The organism is Bacillota bacterium, assembly GCA_013178415.1.
In the GTDB taxonomy this organism is placed as follows: Bacteria; Bacillota; SHA-98; order Ch115; family Ch115; genus Ch115.
In genome coordinates this window covers 1-13,526 of record JABLXA010000010.1, presented here as the reverse complement: position 1 = coordinate 13,526, position 13,526 = coordinate 1, and the positions used below count along the sequence as shown (strand labels likewise).

The following is a 13,526-nucleotide window of genomic DNA, read 5'->3' as shown; positions in this document are numbered from 1 at the left end:
TGCATCCCCATTCTGACCTATCTCTGACCTATCGCCTTGACGTAGATATCCGCCATCTTGTTCACGGCGGTTGCCATCAAAATAACAAAATCTTCCTTATTGCCCTCCCCTGCTCCTTCTAGAACGTCGTAGTATCCAAGCCTATCTTCCGGCCTTACGATAGCGATGGGGTAGCTGTGCCGCATCAGGATGAGGTTCATGAGAAGCCTTGCAGTTCTTCCATCGCCATCCATGAAAGGGTGAATACGTACAAGCTCAAGATGTGCAAGGGCCGCACACTCAACCGGATGAATGCCTGACCTAGCCTTGCTGAGCCAGGCGGCAAACTCCCTCATACGAACCGGGACATCCACAGGGTCGGGAGGAACGTACTTTGAGCCCGATATGTAAACCTGATGGGTCCGGTACCTCCCGGCATTGTCATCATCTATCCCCTTAAGGATCAGTGAATGGATCTGTCGTATCTCAAGTTCTGTAATAGGGACATCACTCTTCGCGAGGCCCTCGACGAAATCTATAGCGGCCTTATGGTTGACAACCTCGAGGTGTTCCACAAGCGGTTTACCCCTTACGGTAAGCCCATGCTTCAGGATGACCAGGGTTTCCTGCCTGGTTATGGTGCTCCCTTCGATGGCGTTGCTCGTATACGTCCACTCCACATCAAGATACTCCTTCAACTTTCGAACAACGGCCTCCGGAAGGGGCCTGTGGCTATCTATGATCGCTCTTTTCTTGTCGATTTCATCTAAAAGCGTTTCTAAAAGTGTTTTCTTCGCTTCTCCAAAAGGGGTTCCTCTGGGATCCATCGTCTTTATCCCTTTCCCCTCCTCTTACTTGTTACTCGCCCTCGCCATCATCTTACCCGCCTTACCTATTTCCGGAGCACCATGAAAATCTGCTCCAATCTAACCGTCTGCCCGCCGAATTCTCGCTGCCTGCTTGATTCCTGCTTCTTTCATTCTCCCGCACCCCACCCGGCATGTCAAGGGGGGAGGGACAAAATGAAGATGCCAGGAATGGGCAAGGATGAGCTACCAAGGACGAACAGGTGGAGATCCCGAGATTAGGTCTAAGGGTGAAATCCGAGGGCAAGGTCAGGGCGAAACCACGGGTGGAAGAGTCTAGACCCGAGCAAAAGTAGCGAGTAAAACTAGAATAGAGGATTTAGGGAAGGATTTAGGGCACAATGGTCGAACATAATAAGGAAAGAAAGGAGCAGAATAGATGATCCAAACTATGACCCGCACCACGAGAGACCCTGTAACCTTCTCAAATAAGGGACAAAAGATCATAGGGGTTTTGCACAAGCCTGGCAACTCGAGCCCTGGCGGAGGGGAACCCAGCGGCAAGGCCCCGGGCGTGGCCCTATTCCACGGCTTTACTGGCCAGAAGGTTGAGGCGCACCGGATTTTTGTAAAACTTGCTGAGATGCTGGCAAATAAGGGGATCTGGACCTTGAGGTTTGACTTCAGGGGCTCCGGTGACAGCGAGGGCGAGTTCTCCGAGATGACCTTCGAAGGCGAGGTTTCCGATGCCATAGCTGCCCTGGACTTCCTGTGCGGCCAGGACGGGGTCGACCCCGGGAGGGTGGGAATACTCGGGCTGAGCATGGGCGGCGCCGTGGCCGCCTGCGTAGGGGGCAGGGACCCGCGGGTAAAGTCGGTGGTCCTCTGGTCAGCGGTGGCCGATTTTGCCGGAGTTCCACTCTTCGCGGACAATGTGAAGCTGCTGCAGGAGCTTGACAACAATGGCCGGCTCAATGAGGTAGACCTCGAGGGAGATGTTGTGGGCAGGGATTTCTTGCTGGGCCTGGCCGGGGCCAAGCCTTATGAGGAAATAAAGAAAGCAAAGGCCCCCGTTCTCATAGTCCACGGCGACGCCGACGCCACCGTCCCGGTATCACACAGCGAGATATTTGAGCGGGCCATAACAGGGGCCGGCGGGAAGGCCGAGGTCTATATCCTTCCCGGCGCCGACCACACCTACAACTCCCGGGAGTGGGAATCAAAGGTGCTCCAGAAGTCAATCGAGTGGTTTGAAAAAACCTTGAAAAAAACCTGATTGCGGGGGCATCAACATCAACTTGTGTCTATTGTGCCTACTTTATCTGCAGGGTCCGCAATCTGTTCAAGGCTGCGGCGACCTCCAGTGGCCTTGCCATGCAATAATCACCCCGCACATATGGGGCTACCGCGTCCAGGCCTTCCCGCTCGAGGACGGCCCAGAGTCTCGATATGAGCTCGGGAATCGTCGACCGGCCATTGACGAGCTTCCTGCCCAGGTATCTCAAGGCGTCGGCGATAAACCTGGTCTGTCCGTCGTCCACCACCTGCTCTACAAAGGAAAGGTCGATCTCCTCGTGGCCAAGGCGGATAGCATCCGTGCCCATGGCCTTCACCTTCGACCGGCGGCCCTCCATATCCCCGAGCCCGAGCGAGGCCGGGACCCTCGGCCTCGGGAATGGGCGGTCCTCGCCCGCCTCGTTTATGCGGCCTGTCTGGAGCTCACGCGCTATATCCTTTGCCCTTCGTGTGACGTCGACGGGCCTGTACTCATCCATCATTATGACCGTATCCGCCACATCAAAGTAATCGCCCGACCCGCCCAGCACGAGTATGGTAGAGACCCCGGACTCCTTGAGCGACTCTATCCTGTCGATGAACGGCGTTATGGGCTCCTTTGCCTTCGCGACAAGGGCCTGCATCCTCCGGTCCCTGATCATGAAGTTGGTAGCGGAGGTATCCTCGTCGACCAGCAGCACCTTCGCGCCCGCCTCCAGCGCCTCCATTATATTTGCGGCCTGCGATGTGCTGCCGCTCGCATTCTCCGTCGAAAAGGACCGGGTGTCGCCGCCCAACGGCAGGCCTTTGATGAATGGGCTTATATCCGTCCTGGTGACGGCCCGGCCGTCCTCGGCCCGGATCTTCATGGCCAGGGGCGAGGTCACCACGAGCTCCCGCCCGTCCCCGGGTATATGGTTGTAGACGCCCCGTTCGATGGCCCTCAACAACGTCGACTTACCATGGTAACCACCGCCCACTATCAGCGTAACGCCTTCGGGAATCCCCATGCCCCTGGTGCGTCCCCTGTTGGGCAAATCGAATTCAACCTCGAGGGATGGTGGCGATGAAAATGGGATTGCCCTCTCCGCCGGCAGCGGCCTGTCATCAACCCCGCTTCGCCGCGGCAATATGGCCCCGTTGCCGACGAAGGCCACCAGGCCCTTCTCACCCAGCATGCCTCTGAGGGCCTCAGCATCTTCCGCCGTCTTCACGTGCCTGTCCAGCGACTCAGCGGGCAAAGCCTTATATATCAGCGCCCCAGCTACGATCCTGGGTAAGAGCTCCAAAAAAATGGCCTGAGCCGCCCTGCCTAGTATCCTCCGGCCCGCGGCTGGCAGCCCGACGGTGAACCTGACTTCCACCATATTCTCATCTATCAGGACGGAATTGCGCTCCAGTATCTCCTGGCCGGACCTGGCTATTGAAACCTGCCCGCTCCTGCCGGTGCCCCCTATTGGAACGCCCACCTCAGCCTCGTGGCTCGAGCTTGCCCAGGGGCCTGCGCCGGGACCGCTCGTTTTTGTCCTCGCCCTTGCAGCGAGCGCGAAGCTCCTGGTCAGGAAGTCCGATAGGGCCACCCGCCGGATCTTGCTCTCGAGGTAGCGCTGCGGGAAGCCCGCGACCCGCTGCGGGACCTGGACCCTGATCCGGCTGGGAGGAGCAAACGGGTCGGCCTGGACGTGGTCGACGATGAGGATGAATTCGAGATTCGCGTCCCTGTAGGCATACTCTCCACGAATGTCCTGATACGCTTTATAGCCCCTCCCCTCAATGCGTCGCAATGTGTCGGATAGATTCTCGATTCGTACCAACCTGAAATCCCATCTCCTTTCGGGGATTCTCCAAGGCTATTATTTCTAGGGCTATTATTCTAGTGCCCTGAAGTCCGCACAAACATATTATATCGCAATATTGTACTACTTCTCGGCAAATGTTAGACAAACAGGGCGTAATAAATATTATAAAATCTTGACGATGTCCGATCTATAGGATAACATGGGAACGAAATACAGTAGGCGAGTAGGCGATCGGAATCTACCCCGGCCGAGTCCAATCTGAATCCAGGATCCCTCCGGGGAAGATCAGGATTCTTCTGGGGGAAGATGTTGAGGGAGTTGCAAAGAACATGGGAATGATGACTAATAGAGGTAAACGGCCCAGCGAATCCGCTGTCGTAATGACGGAGCTCGTCCTCCCCAATGATGCCAACCCCCTTGGAAATATCCTCGGGGGCAAGGTGATGCATCTGATGGATATAGCGGGCGCTATCGCAGCATCGCGCCACTGCAATCGCCCCGTCGTGACGGTCTATGTGGACGGAATCAGCTTTCAGGAACCCATCAAGGTCGGCGAGGTAGTAGTGCTGGAGGCCACCGTAACCTGGACAGGCAACACATCTATGGAAGTAATGATCAAGGTATACGGCGAGGACCTCACCTCGGGAACCCGCAGGCATACGAATACAGCCTATTTCACCTTTGTGGCACTAGATGATGAGGGAAAGCCTACGCGGGTTCCACCTATCATCGTGGAGAGTGACGAAGAAATACGCCAATTCAAGGAGGCCACGATCCGGAGGGAGGAAAGGCTCAGGCGAAGGGCCCGGGCTAAATCGAATCATGGAAATGGGACTGGGAGACGTTTTGGAGCTTGAAATCCATGACCTGAACCACGCCGGCGAGGGTGTGGGCCGGCAGGGCAGGGACGGCCGTGTAGTATTCGTCCCATACGCCGCCCCGGGCGATGTGGTCCGTGCGAGGGTCATCGCGGACAAGGGGAAATACGTCGAGGCCGAGCTCCTCTCGGTCATTGAAGAATCGGGCGACCGCGTACCGCCCCCGTGCCCTGTCTATTTCCAATGCGGGGGTTGCCAGCTCCAGCATGTATCCTATGAAGCCCAGCTGGAATACAAGACGCGCAGGGTGAGACAGGCCCTGGAGCGAATCGGGAAGATCAAAGATGCCAGCGTCAAGGATTGCCTCCCCGCGCCGCAACGCTTTCACTACCGGAACAAGGCCAGATACTCATACGAATCCCCCGGGTCCGGGCCCCACCAGTCCGGGCCCCGGTCTCCCGCGGATTTCCTATCGGGATTCTATGCTCGCCGCACGCGGGAAGTCGTCGATTTTGACGAGTGCATCATCCAGAGCCATACAAACAATAGGATATTCCAGGCGCTGAACAATCTCGTCCGGAGGCTGGGCGTTCCAGTATATAACCCCGGTTCCGGTGGAGCTCTCCGCCACCTCGTTGCGCGCACCTCGGGCGACGGCCGGGAGGCCCTGGCGGTGCTCGTGACCCACGGGGGGCCTCTTCATGAGCAGTCTCTTCCCAGTATAGGCGACCTAGCCCATAGACTGGTGGAGCTCGTGCCTGGGCTCGTGGGCGTGATCGAAGACGTAGGCGGGAAGGTCTTCGCCACGAGCATCAACCCGGGCGCCCCCGGGCCGCGCCTCCTCCTCGGGCGGGACTGGCTCACGGAACACATACATGGGCTGGAGTTCCGCGTCTCAGCCGAATCATTTCTCCAGGTGAACCCCGCGGCAACGGAGCTTTTGTATGGCGTAATACTAGGCTATGCAAACCTCACAGGCGAAGAAACGGTGCTTGATGCCTATTCGGGAATCGGCACCATCTCTCTCCTACTGGCGCAGCGGGCTCGTCATGTATACGGCATCGAGGTAGTTGAAACCGCCACGAGGAACGCGATAGAAAACGCGACCCTCAACGGGCTCCACAATTGCACCTTCATTACGGGCAGAGTTGAGGGCGTGCTCAAGGGCAAGAGCATTAAAGGTATTCTCGAAAAAAATGGGAAAAATGCCCTCAAGAAGAATGCGCTCGAGGGTCATGCGGGAGGGGAAGCGCGTGAAGAGCCCGGCCAGCGGGAGGGGAATGTGGACATAGTGGTTGTCGACCCCCCAAGGCCCGGCTGCGAGAAAGACGCCATTTCAGGGATAGTTGCCCTCGCCCCCCGGCGCATCATCTATGTATCATGTAATCCCGAGACCCTCGCCCGCGACCTTTCCCGCCTCGCGAAGGCCGGCTACCAGGCGGTCGAGGTGCAGCCGGTGGACATGTTCCCGCAGACCGCGCACGTGGAGTGCTGCGCGCTCCTCCAAAACCAGTGAGCCCCCACCCTCTACTCTATCTTGGCCCCCAGCGTCCTCTCCATCTCGGAGAGGGCGAAATCGTGCGCCGCGCGGTCAAAGGACGCGACGCAGTCCCGCGGCACGACCACCTCGTAATTCAGCATCCTGGCGTCCGCGGCCGTGTAGAGGTCGCATATGTTTGTGCAGACCCCCGCGATTACGAGGCGGCCCACACCGAGCTCCCGGAGCGTGAGGTCGAGATCCGTTTGGAAGAATGCGCTGTAGCGGCGCTTCGGGATCACGCGGTCTTCCGGCCCGGGCGCAAGCTCCGCCACGACCTCGGCTCCCCATGTCCCTGTCACGCAATGTTTCGGAAACATCCGAAACTCCGGGTCGGACTCGAGGTGGCGGTCGCACACGTAGATGACCGGGATGCCCTCGCGTCTCGCCCGCTCTACCCGCCTTCTTATGGGCCCGACTACCTCCCGGGCCTCATCGCCTACATAAAGGGCGCCCCGGGGGTCTATGAAGTCGTTCAACATATCTATGACAAGCAAGACCTCCCCGGCTTCCTTGGACATGCCCCTCGCCTCCTTCCTGATAAAAGCCTGGTAAAAGCTCATCGCGCCAACTGGTGCTCTATAACGCGCTGATAGTGACCTTTTCCCCGTCCTTAACATTCTTGAGGATTGCGGCATCGCCGGTGATCTTTCCGAACACGTTTACCGGGCTCGCGGGCCTTATTTCATTTCCCGTGCTCGCGGGCGTGGGTCCGAAGAATATGCAAAACGCGTGGCCCGGCGGCCAGTAGGCGATGTCCCCGTTCTCCACAACAGCCTTTGCGTTATCAGGGGCAAGCTTGACAGGTGTTGAAAAATAGATCTCATCACCCCACCTGTTAGCCCTTCCACTAATTGGAAGGGCATCCCGGATAGCATCGGCCGTCTTCGAATCGTTTAAGACCGCCTGGACCTCCACCTGTCCCGCTGTGATCTTTATGCTTCTTGCCATAACCTACCCCTCCGTTCTAGCTTCCTAGCGAGATTCAATATGCAGCATTCTACATGTGAGCATTAATTCCTTCCTCTAATTATCCAACATATTAGCCGTCCCCCGGGCTTCGAGGTCCGTTATCCGACGCTATCCGGCCCCAGGCCCGGGACATCATGGGGGCGAGGCCACGCCAGAGGAGGCTAGGCTACTGTCTCGATCCTCAAGAACTTTGGCTCCCTTTTATGGAAAACCGCCACATAATCGAAGCCCACAGTCTGCAAAAGGGCTAAAGCCTCGGCTATTCCCGATCCGAGATCGACAGTGCAATGCGCGTCGGACCCGATTGTGACGATCTCTCCGCCCAATTCCCTGTAAAGCTTCACGATACCCGGCCCCGGCAAAGTCTCGCCAAGCTCCCCCCGCAAGCCTGAGGTATTGATCTCGAGACCCGTCCCGTTTTCCACCATCACCTTGAGTATCGCCTCGATCTGATCATAAAACCGGGAGAAGAAGTCAAATTTCCCATATACCTGGAATGCATACCGCTTTATATAATCCAGGTGGGCGATAACGTCATATAGCCCGGTTTTCGCCGCCCCATGGGCTTCCTCGAAGTAGCGCCCATAAGCCTCCTCCATGCTCCGGCCCTCATAAAGCTCCGATACCAGCGAGAGCCTGTCCACCCAATGTATAGACCCTAACACAAAATCGAACTCCTTGCCGGCGAGAAAATCCCTCACCTGGTCCCCGTAATGCGACTGAAAGTCCAGCTCGATCCCTTTCCTTATCATCAATCTACCCTGCCATTTCGCCTTCGCCCTGGAAATAGCCTCAATATAGCGCTCGTAATCAAGGAATCCATACCAGTGGCCGCCCCTGGGCTCGAAATCGAAATGATCGGCGAAGCATACCTCGCGGAATCCAAGCGCAGCAGCGCGCTCGCATTGTTCGTCTATTGTGGACAGGCCATCCGGGGAAAAATGCGAATGTAAATGGTAATCGATAAGGGGCCCCAGCCGGCCCTCTTGCCTTTTATTCATTTGCCGGTTCGATTTAACCTCCAAAGCCATTAGGCACACTAACTCCTCTCTGACATTTAGAAATCGCGGCCCGGCCTCCCTCTCGTGAGCCCATACCGGGCACACGACAAAGATTGGTATACCTATTATGGTATACCAATCTCTAAAAACCGCTATTTCAATTCTACTAATATCGAAACCATCCTGGCAAGCGATTTTCGAAAACTCATTTAGCCCCCTACGAGTGCACGAGGGCAACGGCGGGCTCATCTATTAGCCAATTCCTCCACTTCCTCATACCACTTTACGCGTTCACCGATTAGGCTGCGCAGACGCCAGCGCAGACTCTTCGGCTCCTCATCCAGATACTTCATGAGCCCATCGAGCTGAGAGGCAACCGCCACGCGGTCCTCATCCGTCAATTGTGAATAGCTTTCAAGATTTTCCCGGATAATTGCGCTATTTCTCGTTACGGTGCGCCACCATCCCCAATCGCTCGAGCATAACGCCCCGATTATGTTCACATTAATGGTTTCTTCATCGGTCCGACCTAAGGGGTGTTCCCTGAGAAGCATGATAGAGTCTATGATATCCTTCTCGTTGATTTTGACTATCTGGAGCTTCTCAAGCAACAATTCCGCAAGAGGGATCGTCGGCTTGTCAACTTCAAGGCGCCCCCTGAATGGAATGCGATGACAGAATTTAAGTTCGTTGAAAAACACGTCGATATGACGGTCATTTTCACGATCATGGAACACGAGCCGCTGCTCACCAAAGAATCTTGTAACAGCTACATCCTCTTCATAGCCAAGAGAGGATAGGAGTTCGATTATCCTCTTGGTGTAAGTTGAATATGCGACAAAGTCTATATCCGTAAACTTGCGCCCCAGCGCCCCCTGGATATAATTAAACCTGGGACAATGCAGGTTGAAAGCCAGGGCTCCTATGACGCGCATCATGATGTCGCTATGCTCGGGCTGGTCGAGGATATGCAAGATTCTTTCAAGTTCCTCACGAAAGTCGGGCTTCGGCTTTCCGTAGGCTCCAGTCACCATACTACCTCGCCTCCTATCCCGAAATAATCATATGCCCCTTCACTTTATCTCTATCAAGATTCACCAGTGCTGCCTTCATGATACCCTCGGCGTATTCACTACCAGGATTAATCGCGAGCGTCTTTCCGATCCTTGTATGGCCGGCAGCCTCGTGAATATGACCATGCAAGCTTAAGAGCGGCTGCCATTTCTTGATGGCATTCCGCACCGCGGTGCTTCCAACAGGCTTCATCAAAACCTGCCCACCGGCGGTTTTAATCCTGAGGTCTTTATCCAGGTCTGGAGCGGTATCCAGCAACGAATCATACGGCGGACAGTGGAAGGCAAAAATAGCGTTTTCGGGCTTCTCGAGTCTCGCTGCCAGGTTCTCAATCCTGGTGTCCAACTCCTCTTCCGCCATATCACGTGGGCACTTCCACGGCGTCATATTATTTGAACCCAGGCCCGCCACTTCGTGATAGTCATCGATCCAACAGATCCTTTCATCCGGATTAATAACATATTCCGATTGCCCAATTACCTCGTCGATGACATAGGAGTCGTCGTTACCTGGCATAAAAAACATCTTAATTCCCTTAGGTTTAAGATATTTCTCCGCAAGCTCCAGCCACTCAATGACCCTCTCATTCATCAGCTTCCCGAATACCTCATCCATCTTCGAATGATCAGCCTCGAGCTCCCTAGCCTCATCCGGTTCAAGCACCAGCGGGTAAAAGCCGACATTCGATATTTGTTCTTTGAACTTGTTAAGTTCCTCAGCAGTCTCACACACATTTTTTGCTCCGAAAAGGTACCCCTCGTATACTCCCTTACCATGATGAATTATTGGGATGATTCCTTTACCCGTCACATCCCCACCTACAATCATAACATTCGCCTGGTAGGTTAGACCTGCACTTACGAATTTACGGAAGCAAGCGTTTGAACCATGAAAATCTGATGCAAATAATATACGAGTCAATGCCATACTGTCGTTACCACCCCTAATTTTATCAATGAGAGCTTCAATATCTAACTAAGATGTTTAAGCTGGAAGCTCGCCCGGTTATCAAAAACTCAGGGGAAGCAACCCGGGGTTGCCTCCCCACACGAGAAGCTTCGACCTACACTCAGCTTATTCCAAACTTACCTAACTTGATCCTAATCCGACCCGCGACCTAATGCTAACCCACTCTGCAGGTAATCTAACCTGGGCACGGCCTGGATGAGACGACCTTGATTACCTTACACTGGCGGGATGGTCTTAAACGTCCATGAGATATCTATCCCCTCTGTATTAAGCCTATACCACCTGGCGACGTAGTAAACAGCAATACCGCTGGCGAAAAAGCTAACCAACGTAATAAGCCTCGATGGCCCTATGCCTCCGCCAACTGCGGGGAACAGGAAGGATGCAACGATCATCCATATAAGGTACGCGAGCGTAATGACCCCGATAACTGTAATGCCGGGGATCTTACCGATCTTCCACTTCATAATATCCGGGGCCTGCTCATAGATATCTCGCTTAAGGAATGGAAGCAGGGTGATAGCCAATACTGGTACTAACTGAGTCCAAACCGCGAAGAATACGAAATTGAGCTGGGTCCCCAACACCCCACCAAGCGCCGCATCTATCACACCAATCTCAGCGATAGCTGCGATAATTGTAACGGCAATAATAGGGCTGTGAAGCTTCGGGTTGACGTAGCAGACGCTATCAGGAATCAAACGGTCAAACGCCCAGGCAAATACAATACGGCTTGCATAAAAGAAATATGTCTGCGCGAGATTTATCAGTGTATATATCCAGCCCAATGCCACGAGCCCTACGAGTATAATATTTGGCTTAAGTATCGCAGCATAAAACGTAATCCACGGCATAGCGAACTCTTTAGTATTATTGAATAAATAGCCTTCAGCCGCGATCCACTTGAGCGGAACAAGCCTCTGGAGCAGTAAAGCCCCGAATACAAATATGGCCCAGGTGATTATGAGCGAGGACCAGCTGCCGGCGATGAGGGTCTTGGAGGCTTGCTTGACTTCGCCCGCGAAGAATGTCGGTATATAATAACCATAGAATATCCAGAAGCCCATGATCAAACCGGCGAGGGTCATGGTCCACATGTTGGCGCCGTAACTCATGCCTGCCGCTTCGGCTTTGGATATGCGACTGGCGTAACTCCCTGCCCCCATGAATTTATCCCATGCCTGCTGGAAAAACTCAGGTCCAGGAGCCGAAAGCAAGGAGATGTAAATGATAACCCATGCAAGTAGACCGAGGAAGAATCCGATCTCGAGGATCCGAACGATCGTTCTAGTTGGGAGAATCATTGTTAAATACGTAATCACAACGCAGATCGTGCCTATAACGATAATACCTGTTGGACTCTGGGATAGTTCAGCCAAGTGCCTTAGCCCAGGCTTATCGAAGATAATACCTATAGATTGAAGAAGCGTGGGCAGGGCACCCGATGGGATCCAGGCTATGAGCCCTCCGGCGACGACGGCGGAGAATATAACCAAAGTCCAGCTAGCCCCGAATGCAAGCGGCGGGCTCAACACCCGGCTGGCTAGGGTGTAGTCTGCAGCAGCGCGAGGCATGGTCGAGCCTATACAGGCGTAGGTATAAGCGTGGAAGAGGCAGAGGACCATAGCTACTGTTAATACGCCAATAATGCTGCTGCCGGGCCACACAGATGCAACCCACGAAAATGGTATATAGCCCGACGATGAAAGGCTAATACAATGCACACCGAATACCATAGCACCGAAAATGCCTATTGTGCGAACTAATCCGGAGCTCTTTCTAGCATATAGCTTCTTTTCTTCTGGCATTGAGATATTACACACTCCTTTATGAGTCTATTAGCTGTGTACTGTCTACCCAATACCACATTTGTATTTGCCATTACCTATTAGCTCCAATTCCCCCCGATATATTTTTAGTAGACTCTCCGAAATTCCGAAGTCTCATGGTTACTAGGCTTATGACTTGGATGCCCCTTCCTCACCTCCAGAAATATAGACCTTTCCATTCATTAATTCCACCCACCAGGGATCCACTGTCCAATTCCCCACAAGATCAAACGAGACTACATCTGAGGTCATTATACCTATTAGATTCTAGACACATTCTGGACACAGAATAACCATATAATCAACCACTATGTTATATATATCATGTTAAGAAATACAATAAATAATTATAAACGCCCAAAGCCAGATAAAACGAAGGTTCGGAAAGTAAGGCATGTGTTATACTTATAGTTATAAACTTACATTACATAATTTAATTTGGGTTTTACGGAAGGCTTGACCATATTTATTGGTTATTTATATAGTTTATGACTCATATATTCGGCAATACGTAGCACTTTCCTTCTTAAACATATGTATTTTTTATTGCAATATGTTGATGAACCGATGAGGTATATTACTTAACGGGTACGGACTAAGCCGTACCCGTGCTTACCCATCCCCTCTGGACCATGGCATCGTGAACTCTCATCACCGCAAGCTCGATCGCCGCCTCTGTGAGGTTCACCTTCTCTTGCTTTGCTATCTCAACCGTGCGCTCAAAGGCATCCTCTATCTTCTCTGCCACTATCTCGAGCACCCGCTCCTTGGTCCTCTGCCGGGCGCTCAAAGACCCTGAATACTCCAGCTGCGATGCTATGACGCCCCCTGCGTTTGCTATGATATCCGGAAAGAACATTATCCCCTCGCTCTCCAGCACCTCCATACCTTCCGGGGTCACCGGCATGTTGGCTGCCCCTACTACTGCCTTTGCCCTTATAGTTGGTGCCGTATCCTTGTTTACCACATGGCCCGTCGCTGCGGGTATCAGGATGTCTACATCAAGGGAGAATAGCTCCTCATTCGTCAGCGGCACCCCTCCATCAAACCCAGCTACTGTCATCGTCTTCTCTGCATACTTTAAGAGCTCCTCTATATCCAGGCCATCCCTGTTATACACCCCACCGTTTACATCCGTGATCCCGACTATCCTTATCCCCTTCTCATGGAGGAACATGGCTGTATGGGAGCCAACATTGCCAAACCCCTGGATCGCAACCTTGACGCTCTTTGGGTCAAGACCCAGGATGTCTATAGCCTTCAGGGTGCTAGCCATTACCCCGTATCCTGTGCTCTCTTTTCTTCCAGGGAGCCATCCCTGGATGCCCTGGGGCTTACCCGTCACAGATGCAGGATCCATGGTTGCGTTATATATCTGGGTCATCTCAAGGGGCCCTGTACCCATGTCCGGTGCTGGGATGTAGATGTGCCTCGTGAATATGTCCTTGAACTCAAGACCGAAGTCCC

12 protein-coding genes are annotated in these 13,526 nt (G+C 53.7%); 3 read left to right on the top strand and 9 right to left on the bottom strand.

Annotation, left to right across the window (positions count from 1 at the left end):
* Positions 1-17 precede the first annotated feature (17 nt).
* On the bottom strand, positions 18-806 hold the full coding sequence (locus HPY52_09535; GenBank protein NPV80501.1) for a Fic family protein: 789 nt from the start codon (positions 804-806) through the stop codon (positions 18-20).
* Positions 807-1,236: 430 nt separating this feature from the next.
* On the opposite strand from HPY52_09535, the gene HPY52_09530 reads away from it, so the two are divergent.
* Positions 1,237-2,061, top strand: coding sequence for an alpha/beta fold hydrolase (locus tag HPY52_09530; protein NPV80500.1), 825 nt, complete (start codon positions 1,237-1,239; stop codon positions 2,059-2,061).
* 37 nt (positions 2,062-2,098) lie between these two features.
* Here the strand turns inward: HPY52_09530 and HPY52_09525 are convergent, their stop codons facing one another.
* Positions 2,099-3,874: an ABC-ATPase domain-containing protein gene (locus HPY52_09525; protein ID NPV80499.1), complete on the bottom strand. Its 1,776-nt coding sequence runs from the start codon at positions 3,872-3,874 to the stop codon at positions 2,099-2,101.
* Positions 3,875-4,188: 314 nt separating this feature from the next.
* On the opposite strand from HPY52_09525, the gene HPY52_09520 reads away from it, so the two are divergent.
* Together HPY52_09520 and rlmD are read left to right on the top strand one after the other, a co-directional pair.
* Complete coding sequence (locus tag HPY52_09520; GenBank protein NPV80498.1) at positions 4,189-4,716, top strand: acyl-CoA thioesterase; 528 nt, start codon at positions 4,189-4,191, stop codon at positions 4,714-4,716.
* 31 nt (positions 4,717-4,747) lie between these two features.
* The gene (rlmD, locus tag HPY52_09515) at positions 4,748-6,193 is read left to right on the top strand and encodes a 23S rRNA (uracil(1939)-C(5))-methyltransferase RlmD (protein NPV80497.1); all 1,446 of its coding nucleotides are present in this window, start codon (positions 4,748-4,750) and stop codon (positions 6,191-6,193) included.
* A gap of 11 nt (positions 6,194-6,204) precedes the next feature.
* Here the strand turns inward: rlmD and HPY52_09510 are convergent, their stop codons facing one another.
* From HPY52_09510 to HPY52_09480, 7 genes are all read right to left on the bottom strand, one after another.
* On the bottom strand, positions 6,205-6,735 hold the full coding sequence (locus HPY52_09510; protein NPV80496.1) for a cysteine hydrolase: 531 nt from the start codon (positions 6,733-6,735) through the stop codon (positions 6,205-6,207).
* A gap of 58 nt (positions 6,736-6,793) precedes the next feature.
* Positions 6,794-7,165: a hypothetical protein gene (locus HPY52_09505; GenBank protein ID NPV80495.1), complete on the bottom strand. Its 372-nt coding sequence runs from the start codon at positions 7,163-7,165 to the stop codon at positions 6,794-6,796.
* A 182-nt stretch (positions 7,166-7,347) separates the two neighbouring features.
* Positions 7,348-8,436, bottom strand: coding sequence for a histidinol-phosphatase (locus HPY52_09500; protein NPV80494.1), 1,089 nt, complete (start codon positions 8,434-8,436; stop codon positions 7,348-7,350).
* Positions 8,433-9,221 carry a hypothetical protein gene (locus HPY52_09495; GenBank protein ID NPV80493.1) on the bottom strand — a complete coding sequence of 263 codons (789 nt, stop codon included), beginning with the start codon at positions 9,219-9,221 and terminating at the stop codon, positions 8,433-8,435. The genes HPY52_09500 and HPY52_09495 overlap by 4 nt, the downstream gene beginning before the upstream one ends.
* 13 nt (positions 9,222-9,234) lie before the next feature.
* Complete coding sequence (locus tag HPY52_09490) at positions 9,235-10,188, bottom strand: metallophosphoesterase (GenBank protein ID NPV80492.1); 954 nt, start codon at positions 10,186-10,188, stop codon at positions 9,235-9,237.
* A gap of 257 nt (positions 10,189-10,445) precedes the next feature.
* Positions 10,446-12,038 carry an APC family permease gene (locus HPY52_09485; GenBank protein ID NPV80491.1) on the bottom strand — a complete coding sequence of 531 codons (1,593 nt, stop codon included), beginning with the start codon at positions 12,036-12,038 and terminating at the stop codon, positions 10,446-10,448.
* Between the two features lie 616 nt (positions 12,039-12,654).
* On the bottom strand, positions 12,655-13,526 hold an 872-nt coding region (locus HPY52_09480), incomplete at its 5' end, for a Glu/Leu/Phe/Val dehydrogenase (protein ID NPV80490.1).

Bases quoted from the DNA above. Each gene is read 5' to 3' on its own strand.
- HPY52_09535 (NPV80501.1), bottom strand. From the start codon at position 806: ATGGATCCCAGAGGAACCCCTTTTGGAGAAGCGAAGAAAACACTTTTA.
- HPY52_09530 (NPV80500.1), top strand. From the start codon at position 1,237: ATGACCCGCACCACGAGAGACCCTGTAACCTTCTCAAATAAGGGACAA.
- HPY52_09520 (NPV80498.1), top strand. From the start codon at position 4,189: ATGGGAATGATGACTAATAGAGGTAAACGGCCCAGCGAATCCGCTGTC.
- HPY52_09510 (NPV80496.1), bottom strand. From the start codon at position 6,735: ATGTCCAAGGAAGCCGGGGAGGTCTTGCTTGTCATAGATATGTTGAAC.
- HPY52_09505 (NPV80495.1), bottom strand. From the start codon at position 7,165: ATGGCAAGAAGCATAAAGATCACAGCGGGACAGGTGGAGGTCCAGGCG.
- HPY52_09500 (NPV80494.1), bottom strand. From the start codon at position 8,436: ATGAGCCCGCCGTTGCCCTCGTGCACTCGTAGGGGGCTAAATGAGTTT.
- HPY52_09495 (NPV80493.1), bottom strand. From the start codon at position 9,221: ATGGTGACTGGAGCCTACGGAAAGCCGAAGCCCGACTTTCGTGAGGAA.
- HPY52_09490 (NPV80492.1), bottom strand. From the start codon at position 10,188: ATGGCATTGACTCGTATATTATTTGCATCAGATTTTCATGGTTCAAAC.
- HPY52_09485 (NPV80491.1), bottom strand. From the start codon at position 12,038: ATGCCAGAAGAAAAGAAGCTATATGCTAGAAAGAGCTCCGGATTAGTT.